Source organism: Chondromyces crocatus, from assembly GCF_001189295.1.
GTDB lineage: Bacteria > Myxococcota_A > Polyangia > Polyangiales > Polyangiaceae > Chondromyces > Chondromyces crocatus.
The window spans coordinates 241607-255805 of sequence record NZ_CP012159.1; the positions used below are offsets into that span (position 1 = coordinate 241607).

Below are 14199 nucleotides of genomic sequence, written 5' to 3' on the forward strand. Positions count from 1 at the left end.
CAGCCCTGGCCCCTCGCCCGCGCGTTCAACCTCGGCCTTTGACCCGCTCGGCCAGGCGCGCCAGCACCGGCCGCACCAGCGCCTTGGGGACGGACTCCAGCGACACCATGGCCGCCCGCAACGGCGCGCCCGGGATGACCCGCGCCCGCCCCGCCTTCAGCCCCGCGACGGCCTCCTCGGCGCACTGGGTCGCCTCCACGTGCAGCGCCTTGGGGATGGTGTCCAGGCGGTGGCTCCCGGACACCTCCTGGAACTCCGTCGGTACCGGCCCGGGCGACAGGTTGGTCACGCTCACCCCGGTCCCGGTCAGCTCGGCGCGCAGCCCGTCGCTCAGGAGGTTCACGAACGCCTTCGTCGCCGAGTAGGCCACCATCTCCGGGTTCGGCGCGATGCCCGCGCACGAGCCCACGTTCAGCACGGCGCCGAAGCCCCGCGCCACCATCTTCGGCACCAGCCGGTGCAGGAGGAACGTCGCGCTCACCACGTTCAGCTCCAGCATCTGCTCGGTCTTCGTCCAGCCGCTCTTCACGAAGAGCGCGTGGTCGCCGAAGCCGGCGTTGTTCACGAAGATGTCGACTTGCTCGCCTTCGCGCTCCAGCGCGTCGAGCATCTCGCCCGTCGCGCTCCGGTCGAGCAGGTCCACGGCGCGCACCGAGACGCGTAGCCCGGGCCGCGCTGCCGTGAGTTCCGCCGCCAGCTCGTCGAGGCGTTCTCGCCGCCGCGCCACCAGGATCAGCGCCCCCACGTCGCGCGCGAGCACCCGGGCGATCTCCCGACCGATGCCGGCCGAGGCCCCCGTGATCAGCGCCGTCCTGCCGTCGAAATTCAAGCTCATGGCTTCGACTCCCCCTTCTTCGCGCCCTTCTGGGCGCTCGACACGCCTTCGAGCTTCGACACCCGCGCCTTCAGCTCGTGGTGCTCCCGCCGCAGCGTCTCCAGCTCGTCGCGCAGGCGGTCCGCTTCACGCCGCCCCGCCCCCGCGAGATCCCGGAGGACCTCGCGCAGCCGCCGCCGCACCCGCCCGTCCAGTTCCCGATCCAGCGCGCGCTGCATCGCGCCCCGCGCCTTGGGATCGCCCAGCTCGGCGAGCGCCCGGATCACGTCCACCCGCACGTGCGGATCGGCCGTGTCGAGCAGGTCCTCCAGCGCCTCGCGGATCTTCCGGTCGGCGCCGATCCGCGGCAGCGCCAGGATCGCCGCCCGCCGCCCGCGCGCCGGCACCCCGTAGCGGGTCCGCGCCAGCACATGGGGCAGCGCACGGTCGTCGCGCAGGTGCGCCAGCCCGTCCAGCGCGCCGCTGCGGATCACGTCGCCCCACGACGGCCGGTCCAAAATCTCCACCAGCGTATCGAACGCCGCGGTTTGCCGCGTCGCCCCCAGCGCCCGCGCCGACTCGGCCTCCACCAGGTAGCTCGCGTCGCGCAGCGCCAGCTTCTGCAGCGCCTCCGCGGCCTTGTTCGACCGGAACCGCCCCAGCGCCCGCACCACCGCGCGCCGCACCTTGGCGTGCTTCAGATCCACGCGCCCGATCAGGATGCTCAGCGCCTCGTCGGAGCGGATCCTTCCGAGCGCCTCCGCCGCCTCGGCGCGCACGCCCCAGAACTCCTTCTCGTCACCGAGCGTGCGGGAGAGGGCCTTCACCGTCACCGGATCGTCCTTCTTGCCCAGCAGGTGCGCGGCGAGCGCCCGACCGCGCGCGGTCGGCGCGTGCGCGAGCTGCCCGCGCAGAAGATCCACCGGCGCTTCCACCGACAGCTCTCCGAGCACGCGCAGGTCCGGATCCACCACCACGAACTTCGGCCGCCGCGGCAGCGGGATCGCGAAGGTGTGGGTCGCCTGCTCGACCCGCCGCACCTCGCGCTGCACCTCGCCGAAGCCGAAGTCGAGCACCAGATCGAAGGCGAAGGCCGAAGGCGCCGCGTCGGTGGACGGGCCATGGTCCCTTGCGTCCCTCGAGCCTCCGGGCCCGTGAGACTGCTTCACGGTCACCGTGCAGAGCGTGTCGTCGAACTCGATCTTGACCTCGACCTCCGCGTGCCCCGACCGGAACACCCACTGCTCGAAGAACCGCTCCAGCGACCGGCCACTCGTGTCCTCGAAGGCCCGCTGCAGGTCCCGCGTCTCCACCACCCCGCGCGCATGGCGGGTCAGGTAGGTGTTCACCGCGCGCCAGAACAGCTCGTCGCCGAGCTCGCGCCGGAGCAGGTGCAGGACCAGACCGCCCTTCTCGTAGAGGTGCCGGTCGAACAGATCGATCGGCACGTCGTAGTCGAGACAGACCACCGGCCGGCGGTAGCGCCCCTTCGCCTCGCCCAGGTAGGCGTCCATGTCGCCGACCAGGCCGTGCTCGTACTCGTCGCGGCCGAGGTGATGCTCCCGGTCCACGTGCTCCATGAAGGTCGCGAACCCCTCGTTCAGCCACCCGTGCGACCAGTCGCGGCACGTCACCAGATCGCCGAACCACTGGTGCGCCAGCTCGTGCGCGATGAGGTCGTCGCTCGAGATGTCGATCGCGGCGCGCTCGTCGAGCAGGATGTGCTCGTACATCGTCGTCGCCGTGGTGTTCTCCATCCCGCCGAAGATGAAGTCGCTCACCACCACCTGGCTGTAGCGCTTCCAGGGGTAGGGCACGCCGAGCTTCTCGCCGAAGTGGCGGATCATCTCCGGCGTGCGCGCGAACGTGCGCTTGCCGTCTTCCTCGCGGCCGCGCGGCACGAGGTACGCGAGCGGCACGCCGTTCACTTCCTCCTCGATGCGCGTGAACTCGCCCGCGACCAGCGTGAACAGGTAGCTCGGGTGCGGCTCGTCGAGCCGGAAGTGGAAGATCCCCTGCTTCTGGTCCTTCGCAGGGCTCAGCAGCTCACCGTTCGACAGGCAGGTCCATCCGGCCGGGATCTTCACCCGAAGCTCGGTGGTCTGCTTGATGTGCGGCTTGTCGACGCACGGGAAGATGTGGCGCGCGTCCTCGTCCTGGCACTGCGTCCAGACCTGGCGGGGCCGCTCCGGCACGTGCTCGTCGGGCGCGAGGAAGTACATCCCGCGCCGGGGCACCGCGCGGTACTGCACCCGGATCGATGCCTCGGCCGCCCCCTCGGGCACCGTGACGCGCAGCGCCTCGCCGTCATACGAGTAGTCGGCGGCCGAGAACCCGGCCCCGTCCGACGCCTTCCCCTTCGCGCTCGCCTGTGCTTTGGCTCCCTTCCCCTTCGCCCCCTTCGCCGATGCCTTCGCCGGAGGCGCCTTCGACGCCCGCTTCACCGACGACGCTTCGCCCTCGGCTTGCGATACGGCGATCTCCACCGCCGCGATCTCGAACCCGAGCGCGTCGAGGGTGATCTTCGTCGCCGCCGGGTCGAGCCGGACCACGTCGAGACGCGCCGACCCCTCGATGCTCTTCGCATCGATGTCGAGCGCGAGGTCGAGCGCGATGTGCCGGACGGTGAAGGGACGCGGGCGCTCGTAGACCCGTTTGGTACCGGCGAGCGTGAAGGGGCGAGAGGCCGCGAAGGAGGAGGAGGACGACAGGGAGGAGCCGCAGGCGCAGCGTTCGTGGAGACGAGACTCGGCCATGGGCGCCGAGTTTCATCGTGCCGCCGGCGCAGCCGCAAGGGCTATCTTCACGACCACGACGGAAGACGAATGGCCGGGCCCCGTCGCCGGGCAGATCGTTGGACCCCCAGCCTTCAGTCGATGTGTCCGCCGAACTGCAAGTAGACCGACGCGACCTGACCACGATCGAAGGCGGGGCCGAGAGGACGATCGACGGCGAGCAGAGCGCCCGCGCGCATGAAGAACGTCCGCTGCGTGTCGTACACGAAGTAGGGCGAGATCAACGTCTGCGCGATGTCCCCCGACGCCGTGGGAACCAACCAGGTCATCAGCGACAGACCACCACCTGCGCCGGAGCGGCTCTGGAACTCGGGCTCGACCTTGAGCTGCAGCGCCACGTCGAAGTCCCCCGAGCGGACCAGGCCGAAGTTCCGGGTACGCCGCAGCGACGGGTACACGCCCAGATCACCCCCGGCGCGGAGCACGAACCAGTTCGTGAACCGGTACTCGATCCCACCGAGGCCACCGATCGGGAGCGTGTCGGTCGCCCACAGGAAGGGGTTCCAGCCCCCCATCGCCAGCATGCTGCCACCGAGCGCATACCGCCAGTCGCGCCCCTCGATCATGCCGAGCGGGAGCGAGACCCGCCCGCCCACATACCAGGTCAGGTCCTTCTTCTGAGCCGAGTACCACAGCGAGGCCGTGGGGTTGCCGAGGGCTGCGCGCGTCGAGTCGAAGCCGACGCCGACCGGGAACTGCAACCCCAGGTACAGGTTCCTCGCCACGTCCCACTGCACGAACGGCACGGCGGCAATCGACGTCCCCGTGAACCGTGCGCTCCAGAGGTAGAGGTCCACGCCCGCGTCGGAGCGGTGCATGATCGGATCCCACTCCGCGCGCGCCTCGCGGGCCGAGAGCAAGGTGGGCACGGCCGCAGCGGCGGCAACGGACAGCACGAAACACCGGCGGATGGCGCTCTTCATCGCACTCTTGCCTAGTGTTCCTGGGTGCCTTCCGTCAATGGCGGCGCACGCCCGAAGCGCGAGACTGTCCAGGGCGATCCTGAAGGCCCTCTTTCGTGAAACATTCCCGGCGGCTACCATGCATCGCATGACCCCCCAGAGACCTGCGGTCCCCTTCCTCGAGGCCCTGCAGCGCTCGATCCTCGTGTTCGACGGCGCCATGGGCTCGCTCCTCTACGAGCGCGGCGTGTTCGTCACCCAGAATTTCGAGCAGCTCAACGTCACCCGGCCCGATCTCGTGAAGAAGGTCCACGACGAGTACGTGGCCGCGGGCGCGCAGGTCATCGAGACCAACACCTTCGGGGGCAACAGCTTCCGGCTGGAGCGCTATGGCCTGGTCGACGAGGTCCGCAGCTACAACCTCGCTGGCGCGAAGCTCGCCCGCGAGGCGGCGGGCGAGGTGGCCTATGTCGCCGGCTCCATCGGCCCCACCGGCCTCGTCCCCGGCGTGGCCTCGCAGGCCGACCTCCGGGACGCCGCCGCGACCTTCACCGAGCAGGCCGGGGCCCTCGTCGAAGGGGGCGCCGACCTGCTCATCGTCGAGACGTTCCGGCACATGGAGGAGCTGCGCATCGCCATCAACGCCGCGCGCGCCGCGGCCCCCAGCACGCCCATCCTCGCCTCGGTCACCTTCGACGCGAGCGGCACCGTGGCCGACGGCACCCCGCCCGAGCGCGTCGCCTCGCTGCTGCGCGACTGGGGGGTCGACACCCTCGGCGTGAACTGCGGCGACGGTCCCCAGCTCTCGCTGTCCATGGCCGAACGCATGCGCGGCGTCGATCTGCCGCTCTGCGCGCAGCCCAACGCGGGCCTGCCCCGCACCGTCGACGGACGCCTGCTCTACATGGCCACGCCCGAGTACTTCGACGTGTTCACCCGCCGCATCATCCAGGCAGGCGCGCGGATGGTCGGCGGCTGCTGCGGCACCACGCCCGAGCACATCCGCTGGATGGTGAAGTCCGCGCGCATGCTCGGTGGCGGCGTCTCCCCCGTGGTCGCCACGCGCCCGCAGGCCGTCCCGCTCGAGGTCCACGGGCTCGATCCCGTCCCTCTCGACCAGCGCAGCCGCCTCTCCGCCAAGATCGCCGCCAAGCAGTTCGTGGTCTCGGTCGAGGTGAACCCTTCGCCAGGCCTCAGCCCCGACAGCGCCCTCGCCGCCGCAAAGATGCTCATCGACAACGGCGTCGACGTGGTCAACGTCGCCGACGGCCCCCGCGCGACGGCGCGCATGAGCAACCTCGCCTTCTGCTCGCTGCTCATCCAGCGCTACGGCATCGAGCCCATCCTGCACGTCTGCGGCCGTGACCGGAACCTCATCGGCCAGATGGCGCACCTGCTCGGCGCGAGCGCCATCGGCATCCAGAACCTGGTGGTCATCACCGGCGACCCGCCCAAGATCGGCGACTACCCCGAGGCGACGGCCGTCTACGACCTCGACTCCATCGGCCTGCTCACCATGGCCAGCACCATGAACCGCGGCCTCGACCCGGCCGGCAAGCGCATCGCCGGCGGCCAGACCTCGTTCCTGCTCGCCACGGGCCTCGAACCCGGAGCGCAGGACCTCGACCGCGAGATCCGGCGCCTGGAGCAGAAGCGCGCCGCGGGCGCCGAGATCGTGATGACCCAGCCCATCTTCCAGCAAGAGCTGCTCGACGACGTGCTGAAGCGCATCGCGCACCTGGAGATGCCGGTGCTCATCGGCGTGCTCCCCCTCGTCAGCTACAAGAACGCCGAGTTCCTGCACAACGAGGTGCCCGGGATGCAGATCCCCGAGAACATCCGCGAGCGCATGCGTCGCGCGCCTCCTGGCGCCGAGGCCCGCAAGGAGGGCGTCCGCATCGCGCGCGAGATGCTGTTCTCCGTACGCGACAAGGTGCAGGGCGCTTACCTGATGCCGCCGCTCGGGAAATACGAGCTGGCGCTCGAAGTGCTCGACGGCCTGAAGTAGGGCCTTCGCCTCGCAGCGCGACCCGAGACGACGGGAGGGCGTCATCGACACTCCGCCCCTACCGCTCTCGCGCGCAGGCATCGCACACATCACACGCATCACACGCATCACACGCATCACGCTCGTCGCGCGTGCCAGGCAATCCGCGGTAGGCTTCTCGAAGGGGGGTAGCTGCATGACGCTGCGGCGCGACGGTGCGCTGTCCGGGTTCTGTCGGGACGACTTCGCGTCCGTCGGCGCGAGGTTGCTCGGCATGAGGGGGACGTGCTCGATGGTCGAGATCCTCACCTGGGACCATGCGGGTGGCTTCGACCGGAGGAAGCTTCGTGAGCACACCGAACGGCGAGAGGCCGAAGCACTTCCGACGTTCGACTTCGCGCAGGTCCAGCGCTTCGCCGTGGTGTTCCGGCATCACCTGGTGAATGTCCGGACCAACGTCGTGGTGGAGCTTCGCCGCTGGCGTGGCGGGTGCGCGGTCGACGGGATGGTCTACCTCGATGGGCTGCTCGCCGAGACGACGGGCGCCGCGCGTCGTCTGACGGAGCTCGCGGCCGTGATCACCGACATCGCCGCGACGCTGCACGCCGTGCTGCTCAACCTCGTGGACGAGGATGTCGGGGAGGTCCTCTCGAGGACGGTGCCGGTGACCGAGCCGCTGCTGTTCTTCGTGTTCCAGCCCGCTGCATTTCCGGCGCTGGCTCCGAAGAGCGCCCCTGGTGCGGAGCTGGCCGTGTGCTGGGTGCAGTCGCCCGAGTCGTTCATCGACGACGAGCCACCGGAACCCGAGCACAAGCGCCAGGTCGTCGCGAAGCTGGCCGAAGGGCTGGAGTTCTTGCTGTAGCGACGACGCGCTGCCGGGGCGACGACAGACGTGGGCCCTTTCGAGAGGCTCGGGCCCCTCCATCCAGGAACGTCGCGACCTTCCTTCGATGACCTCGCCACCTCACCCCAGGAACGTCGCGACCTTCCTTCGATGACCTCGCCACCTCACCCCAGGAACGTCGCGACCTTCCTCCGATGACCTCGCCACCTCACTCCAGGAACGTCTCGACCTTCCTTCGATGACCTCGCCACCTCACTCCAGGAACGTCTCGACCTTCCTCCGATGACCTCGCCACCTCACCCCAGGAACGTCTCGACCTTCCTCCGATGACCTCGCCACCTTCCTCCGATGACCTCGCCACCTCACCCCAGGAACGTCTCGACCTTCCTCCGATGACCTCGCCACCTTCCTCCAGGAAGGTCTCGACCTTCCTCCGATGACCTCGCGACCTCCCTCCAGGAAGGTCTCGACCTTCCTCCGATGACCTCGCGACCTCCCTCCAGGAAGGTCTCGACCTTCCTCCGATGACCTCGCCACCTTCCTCCAGGAAGGTCTCGACCTTCCTCCAATGACCTCGCGACCTCCCTCCAGGAAGGTCTCGACCTTCCTCCGCACCGTGCCCTCCCTCACACCAACGAATGCCAACCCATCGAAATCACACCGTTCTCAGCGAGGCCCGATCCTCACCCCGTCCCAGTAGTCGCACTCGGCCTTCCTCAGCCCCGCTTCCGTCCGCGGCGCGATGTCCAGGATCAACGCTTCATCGGTCCCGGCGTCGTAGCGCGGCCAGGTGACCCCGGCCTCCGTCCCTGGCGCACCGCTCCTCGCGTGCCGACCCCAGAACCCCCGCATCGTCAACAGCAACGTCAGCTCTTCACCTTCGAGCGGCTGCGGCAGGAGCTGCGTCCGGTTGCCGAACACGAACTTGATCTCGGCCGAGTGGAACGCACCGAGATCGCCGAACAGCCCGTTCGGAGGCGCGTACGTGAAGTGGTACAGGTACGTCGGCACCCCCGCCGCAGCCACCGCGCGCGCCGTGCGCCGCGCCGGACACACGAAAGCTGCGTCCCCCACCGCGGCCATCGCCGCAGCCAGCGACGAGCCGTATGTCGCGCTCGGGTAGCGCGCCAGCACCGCCGCGCCTTGCCCTGGCACGAGCTGCTCGACCAGCGCCTCGAAGTCCGCGTCGTCGTTCACCTCGATGTTCCCGGCGAGCACCACGAACAGGTTCGCCTCGTTCGCGTTCGCGCCCACCACGGTCGGCACCTGCTCGAAGTCCCTGGCCGCGAGCAGGGTCTCCGGGAAGTCCGGGAGGTTCCAGCCGTCGACGACCGGATACCAGCTCGACCCACCGCTGATGAAATCCAGATCCGAAGGCAGCGCATCCAGGACCTCCCGGCTCGACTTGCCACGAAGGCACGCGAGCGGATCCGACGCCTCCTGACAGCCCAGGGCCTCGGAAAGCGCCTCGCCTCGCTGGAACGCCGTGGCCTCGTCGGCGACGAGGCTGCACGGCCCGCTCTGCACGATCGCGCGCTGGAACAGGCCGCGGCTCGCTGGCGAGGTCATGTGGATGCACACGCTCGCGCCGCCCGCAGACTCACCGAAGAGGGTGACCGCGCCTGGATCGCCGCCGAAGCCCGCGATGTTCGCCTTCACCCACGCGAGCGCGGCGCGCTGATCCTCGATGCCATAGGCGCCGGCCGAGGGGTGCGCGGTGTCCTCGGCCTTCAAGGCGGGCAGCGCGAGGAAGCCCAGTGGGCCCAGGCGGTAGTTGGCGGTGACGACCACGGCGCCGGTCGCTTCGGAGAGCCGCTGACCGTCGTAGCTGGGCTCGCCCCCGCTGCCGAAGGTGAAGCCCCCGCCATGGAGCCAGACCAGGACGGGCAGCGACGAGGACGCGGGCCGCTCCGGCGTCCACACGTTGAGGGTGAGGCAGTCCTCGCTGGTGTCGCCCCCCGAGGTGCCGGCTGGACCGGCCTGCGGGCAAGCGGAGCCCGGGGCGCTCGCGTGCAAGGTGTCGGTGCGCGCCTCGGGCGGGGCAGGTGCCTTCCAGCGCAGCTCCCCCACGGGCGGCGCAGCGAAGGGGATGCCGAGAAAGGTGCGGGTCGTGTCGACGAGCGTCCCCTCGACGGGGCCTTGCTCGGTCTCGATGCGCAGCGGGCCCGGCTCGCCGGGCTCGGGCACCTCGGGATCGCTCTCGCCGCAGCCCATCGCGAGCAAGCCCGAACTCGTCGCGAGCAGGCCGAGCAGCAGGGCACGAGAGGCAGCGCGAGGGAGGCTCATGACGGGGATCTCCGGGACGAAGGGAGGAGGCAGGGAAGCACCGCGAACCCGGCAGAACGTCCGGGTACGCGCTCGTCCATCGGACCGGGGCTGTGCGCGGGCGGCAAGGCGCATCGCGCCGGATCCCTCACGCGCTCATCGCACCTCCCCGCCGTTTTCCTGGCGTGACGGACGGGGTGGCCCTGGATGACCGGCGCGACGAAGCCCTGCCCCAGCTCAGGCGAACACATCGGGCACGTAGCGGCCCTCGCGCTCCATGGAGGTGAGCCAGGCCGTCGCATCCTCCTCGGTGCAGCCCACGGCTTCCTGGCGGATGCGGACGAGGGTCGCGCGGACGGCAGGGGCCATGCGCTGGCCGTCGCCGCACAGGAAGAAGATCGCGCCTTGCTCGTAGAGGTCGCGGATGCGCTCGCGCTCTTGCCAGACGCGGTGCTGCACGAAGGTGACCTCGCCGTCCGGCTTCCGGAAGAAGGCGGGGCGCACGTCGACGATGCCGTCGCGCTCCCACTGCATCAGCTCGTCGCGGTAGATGAAGTCGACGTCGGGGTGGTCGCAGCCGAAGTACAGCACCGCCTCGCCCACGGCCTCGCCGTGCGCGTACCGGTCGGCGCGCTCCTGCAGGAAGCCGCGGAAGGGGGCGAGGCCGGTGCCAGCGCAGATCATGACCACGGGCGTCTCGTTCGAGGCGGGCGGGTGGAAGGGGACGTTCGGGGTGCGCACCGCGACGGGGATGCGGTCGCCAGGGCGGAGCCGGGCCAGGTAGCTGGAGCAGGTGCCGTGGAACTGGCCATTGCCCGAGTAGGCGGGCGCGGAGAGGACGGACACGGTGAGCGTGCAGCGCGTCGGATCGAGGCGCGGCGAGGACGAGATGGAGTACTGGCGCACGCGCATCGCGGGCAGCATCTCCAGGAACTCGGCGAACGACACGATGCACGAGGGGTAGGTCTCGAGCAGGTCGAGCACGCTGACGCGCTTGTCGAGGATCTCGGCCTTGTAGCGGTCGAGATCGCCGACGAGAGCGGCGAGGTGCGCGCGGTGCGGAGGGCAGGGGTTCTTCTCGGCGAGGCGCTCGAGGTCCTTGCGGGTTGCAGGCGCGGACAGCTCGACGTGGCGGCCGAGCAGCTCCTGGATGGAGACGGGCTTGCCGAGCGGGAGCGAGGCGGCCATGGCACCACGGGTCGAGCGAAGCACGACGGCGGCGTCGGTCCGGACCCCGAACCTGCGCGCGGCGCGCTCGACGAGATCGGGGTGGTTCTCGGGGAGCACGGCGAGGTAGTCGCCAGCGGCGTAGCTCGCGCCCTCGGGCAAGGTGAACTCGATGTGGTGCTTGGAGCGGCCGAAGGGGGAAGAGAGGTCGACCAGCTCACGGTTGGCGATGACCGTGGCCAGCGCGAGCTGGTTCTGCGCGAGGAGCTCGGCGCTGCCGGACGGGACCGCCTCGACCTCGTAGAGGGGGCTCATGTCGATCTCTTGCGGGGCGACGCCGAGCGCTTCGCCGAGCGTGCCCCAGAAGGGGGCGTACCACTGCTCGAAGTCACCGAAGAAATCGGCGCGGGCGTCGCCTTCGCCGCGCGGGAGGAGGACCGTTGCGCCAGCGCGTGCGAGCTGCTCGTCGACGCGCCGAGGCACGTTCTGGTAGGTCGCCGCCCAGTCGCGGTTGCCGCAACCGAAGACCGCATAGCGCACGCCGGAGAGCGCGCCTTCGGGGAGGCCATCGAGCCAGGTGCAGAACTGGCGCGCGTTGTCGGGGGGCTGGCCATTGTACGAGGCGGTGATGATCGCCACCGCTCCCTCTCTGGGGAGCTTGCCCGCGTGGTCGTCGAGCGGCGCGACGTGGGTGGCGTAGCCGCGCGCGCTGCCATCGCTGGCGATGCGACGGGCGAAGGCCTCGGAGGCGCCGGAGTTCGAGCCGAAGAGCAGGAGGAGGGGCGTGCCGTGAGCGGGCGCGCGGACCTTGGTCTTCGTGTCTTCCCGGGGCTCTGCCCGGGGCGCCGGCCTCGCGGCGAGCCCGCGGACCGCTGGCTTGCGCGCTCTCGCCCGGAGGACGAGGCCCTCCGGCTTCATGGTGAGCGTCTCCTTGATGACGAGCCTGTAGCGGCGTGGCCGCGTGATCTCGAAGCGCTGCAGGAGCATGGCGAGGACGAGCGTCGCCTCCTGGAGCGAGAAGGCGCGCCCGATGCAGGAGCGCTGGCCGTTGCCGAACGGCATCCAGGCCCGGTGCGGGATCTCCTGGCGCACGCCAGGCGCGAAGCGCTCGGGCATGAACCGCTCGGGGTGCTTCCAGATCGCCGGGTCGCGGTGCACGCTGGGGAGCAGGACCATCAAGGCCTGCTCGGGGTGGATCGGATAACGACCTCCGAGCGTGGTCTCCTCGCGGGCATGAACGGCGAAGATCGGCGCGGTCGGATGGAGGCGCAACGTCTCGCGCAGGATCTGGTCGACGTAGACGAGCTGGGCGAGGTGCTCGTGGCGCGGGGCCTCGTCGCCGAGCACGCGGTCGACTTCCGCCTGGGCCTTCTCGAGCACCTCGGGGTTGTCGAGCAAGAGGTGGAGGGCGAACGAGAGCAGGCCGCTCGTGGTCTCGTGGCCGGCGACGAGGAAGGTCACGAGCTGGTAGCGGATGTTCTTGTCGTCCAGGCCCTCGCCGGTCAGCGGGTCCTTGGCGTTCAGCATGAGGCCGAGCAGGTCCCGCGGGGCCTCGCGCTGGTCGAGCTTGCGGCGCTTCTCGATCAGCTCGTCGGTGAGGCCGTGCATGAAGGCGTTGTCGGCCTCGAACTGGCGGCGGGAGAGGAACATGAGCTGGTTCTGGAGCGGCAAGCGCTTCGCGCGGTAGCCGGCCTCGAGGAGGGCGCGCACCATGGAGGCCACGAAGGGATGCATCTCGCGCTGATAAAATGAGTTGAAGCGATAGTTGAACCCGCAGAGCGCAATGGTGTCGAGCGTGAGGCGGGTCATGTTGTCCGCCACGTCGATATCGGTCTCCGGTCCGAATCGCTCCCATTTGACGAGCATCTGGTCAGCGATTTCGACCATGTCGTCGAAGTAATTGCGCATGGCCGCCGGGCCGAAGGCGGGCATGAGAACGCGGTGGGCTTTGCCCCAGTTCTCCTCGTTCGAGTCGGCGGTGAACAGGCCGTCGCCTCCGAGCGCGCGCAGCTCGTTCAGCACGCCGCCCACATACTTCCCGAAGCGGGCCTCGTCGCCCGCTTCGGCGGCGAGCGCGTGGTTGCCGAGCACGAGCATGGAGCGCCCGGGGAAGGCGAGCTTGTAAATGGGACCGAGCCGCTCGGAGAGCTGGACCATGCTCATCACCGGCGAATCGGTGTCGATGTCGGGCGCATTGCCCAGAAGGGGGCGCACGGGGGGCTGGGGAATGACGCTCTGGGCCGGCAAGTCGCTCACGGGTCGCTCCTCTCGAGCACGGCTCCGACCCGCAGGGGGACGCGGGGCGGAGCGCTCACGGGAGACGGTAATGAGGTCCGGAAACTGGTCAATCGGATCTGAGTTTCCGTGCCGCTCTGCGGAACGGTGGGGCGAGGCTCCCCAGCGCGACGACGCGGAGCGCGCGTTGACGGGACGCGGCGGGGGTCGTTCTACTACGGTCGAGGCGAGGCTTCTGGGCGGCCGAGGCGAGGTTGGTGGGAAAGGCGCACGCGGAGGAGGGGTTCGAGGTCGACGGGTCGGCTCGGTCGAAGGCGACGAAGAGGCCGGGCCCGGTGCTGCGCAGCGCGACGGCGACGCTGAAGACGTTCGAGATCGTCGCCGAGCAGCAGCCCGTCGGGGTGAGCGAAGTAGCGCGGCAGCTCGGTCTCTCGAAGTCCACGGTGCAGCGCTGTCTGGTGACGCTGCACGAGGCCGGGTGGATCCGGCCCGAGCCGGACGGGCCGACGCGCTGGGTGATCACGGCCAAGTCGTTCGGGATCGCGCGGCGGGTGGGGGACACGCGGCGGCTGCGCGCGACGGCGCGGCCGGTGCTCCAGCGGCTGCACGACACGACCGGCGCCACCGTCCAGCTCATCGTGCCCGAGGGGCGAGAGGGGATCCTGCTCGAGCGCATCGCCGGGATGACGCTCCAGCACGTGTTCTTGCCGCCGGGGACGAGGGCACCGCTGCACCTGCGGGCCGAGGGCAAAGCGATCCTGTCGCGCCTCGCGGACCGGGACCTGGAGGCATACCTCGCCGAGGAGCTGGCAGCGCCGTCGCCGCACGCGGTGGTCGATCCGGCGCGGGTGCGTCGCGAGCTTCTGGAAATCCGCACGCGAGGCTGGGCGCTGTCGAAGGATGAGCTGGTCGAGGGCATCAGCTCGATCGCGAGCCCGATCCTCGATCTGGAGGGGCGCCCGCTGGCAGCCATCTCGCTCGACGTGCCCACGCGTCACTTCGAGCAGGAGCGGGCGCGAAACCGGAAGCTCGTGGTGGAGGCGAGCATCGAGATCGGCGCGCTGCTCGACGGGCGCGCGGGGCGGAGCAAGAAGAGGCGCTGAAGGGGGGAGCGGCGCGCGGTGCAGCTCGGGGAAGAGGCGCCCGAGGAAGCACGCCTTTGGCCAGGGTGGTGCGCTGGTGGTAGGTGT

8 protein-coding genes are annotated in these 14199 nt (G+C 70.1%); 3 read left to right on the forward strand and 5 right to left on the reverse strand.

Annotation, left to right across the window (positions count from 1 at the left end):
• Positions 1 to 25: 25 nt before the first annotated feature.
• The 3 genes from CMC5_RS00875 to CMC5_RS00885 form a co-directional block, all read right to left on the reverse strand.
• Positions 26 to 835 (reverse strand): SDR family NAD(P)-dependent oxidoreductase, encoded by an 810-nt coding sequence (locus CMC5_RS00875; RefSeq protein WP_050428639.1) that lies wholly within the window; start codon positions 833 to 835, stop codon positions 26 to 28.
• On the reverse strand, positions 832 to 3570 hold the full coding sequence (locus CMC5_RS00880; protein ID WP_050428640.1) for a M1 family metallopeptidase: 2739 nt from the start codon (positions 3568 to 3570) through the stop codon (positions 832 to 834). The genes CMC5_RS00875 and CMC5_RS00880 overlap by 4 nt, the downstream gene beginning before the upstream one ends.
• 113 nt (positions 3571 to 3683) lie before the next feature.
• Positions 3684 to 4532: a hypothetical protein gene (locus CMC5_RS00885; protein WP_245678203.1), complete on the reverse strand. Its 849-nt coding sequence runs from the start codon at positions 4530 to 4532 to the stop codon at positions 3684 to 3686.
• Between the two features lie 127 nt (positions 4533 to 4659).
• On the opposite strand from CMC5_RS00885, the gene CMC5_RS00890 reads away from it, so the two are divergent.
• On the forward strand, positions 4660 to 6519 hold the full coding sequence (locus CMC5_RS00890; RefSeq protein ID WP_050435621.1) for a bifunctional homocysteine S-methyltransferase/methylenetetrahydrofolate reductase: 1860 nt from the start codon (positions 4660 to 4662) through the stop codon (positions 6517 to 6519).
• 175 nt (positions 6520 to 6694) lie between these two features.
• Positions 6695 to 7360 (forward strand): hypothetical protein, encoded by a 666-nt coding sequence (locus CMC5_RS00895; protein WP_050428641.1) that lies wholly within the window; start codon positions 6695 to 6697, stop codon positions 7358 to 7360.
• Positions 7361 to 8008: 648 nt separating this feature from the next.
• On the opposite strand, the gene CMC5_RS00900 is transcribed toward CMC5_RS00895, so the two are convergent.
• Both CMC5_RS00900 and CMC5_RS00905 read right to left on the reverse strand, forming a co-directional pair.
• On the reverse strand, positions 8009 to 9628 hold the full coding sequence (locus CMC5_RS00900; protein WP_050428642.1) for a carboxylesterase/lipase family protein: 1620 nt from the start codon (positions 9626 to 9628) through the stop codon (positions 8009 to 8011).
• Between the two features lie 216 nt (positions 9629 to 9844).
• Positions 9845 to 13030 carry a bifunctional cytochrome P450/NADPH--P450 reductase gene (locus tag CMC5_RS00905; RefSeq protein WP_050428643.1) on the reverse strand — a complete coding sequence of 1062 codons (3186 nt, stop codon included), beginning with the start codon at positions 13028 to 13030 and terminating at the stop codon, positions 9845 to 9847.
• A gap of 236 nt (positions 13031 to 13266) precedes the next feature.
• Here CMC5_RS00905 and CMC5_RS00910 point away from each other — a divergent pair, with 236 nt between their 5' ends.
• Positions 13267 to 14112, forward strand: a complete 846-nt coding sequence (locus CMC5_RS00910; RefSeq protein WP_050428644.1) for an IclR family transcriptional regulator — start codon at positions 13267 to 13269, stop codon at positions 14110 to 14112.
• Positions 14113 to 14199: the final 87 nt, after the last annotated feature.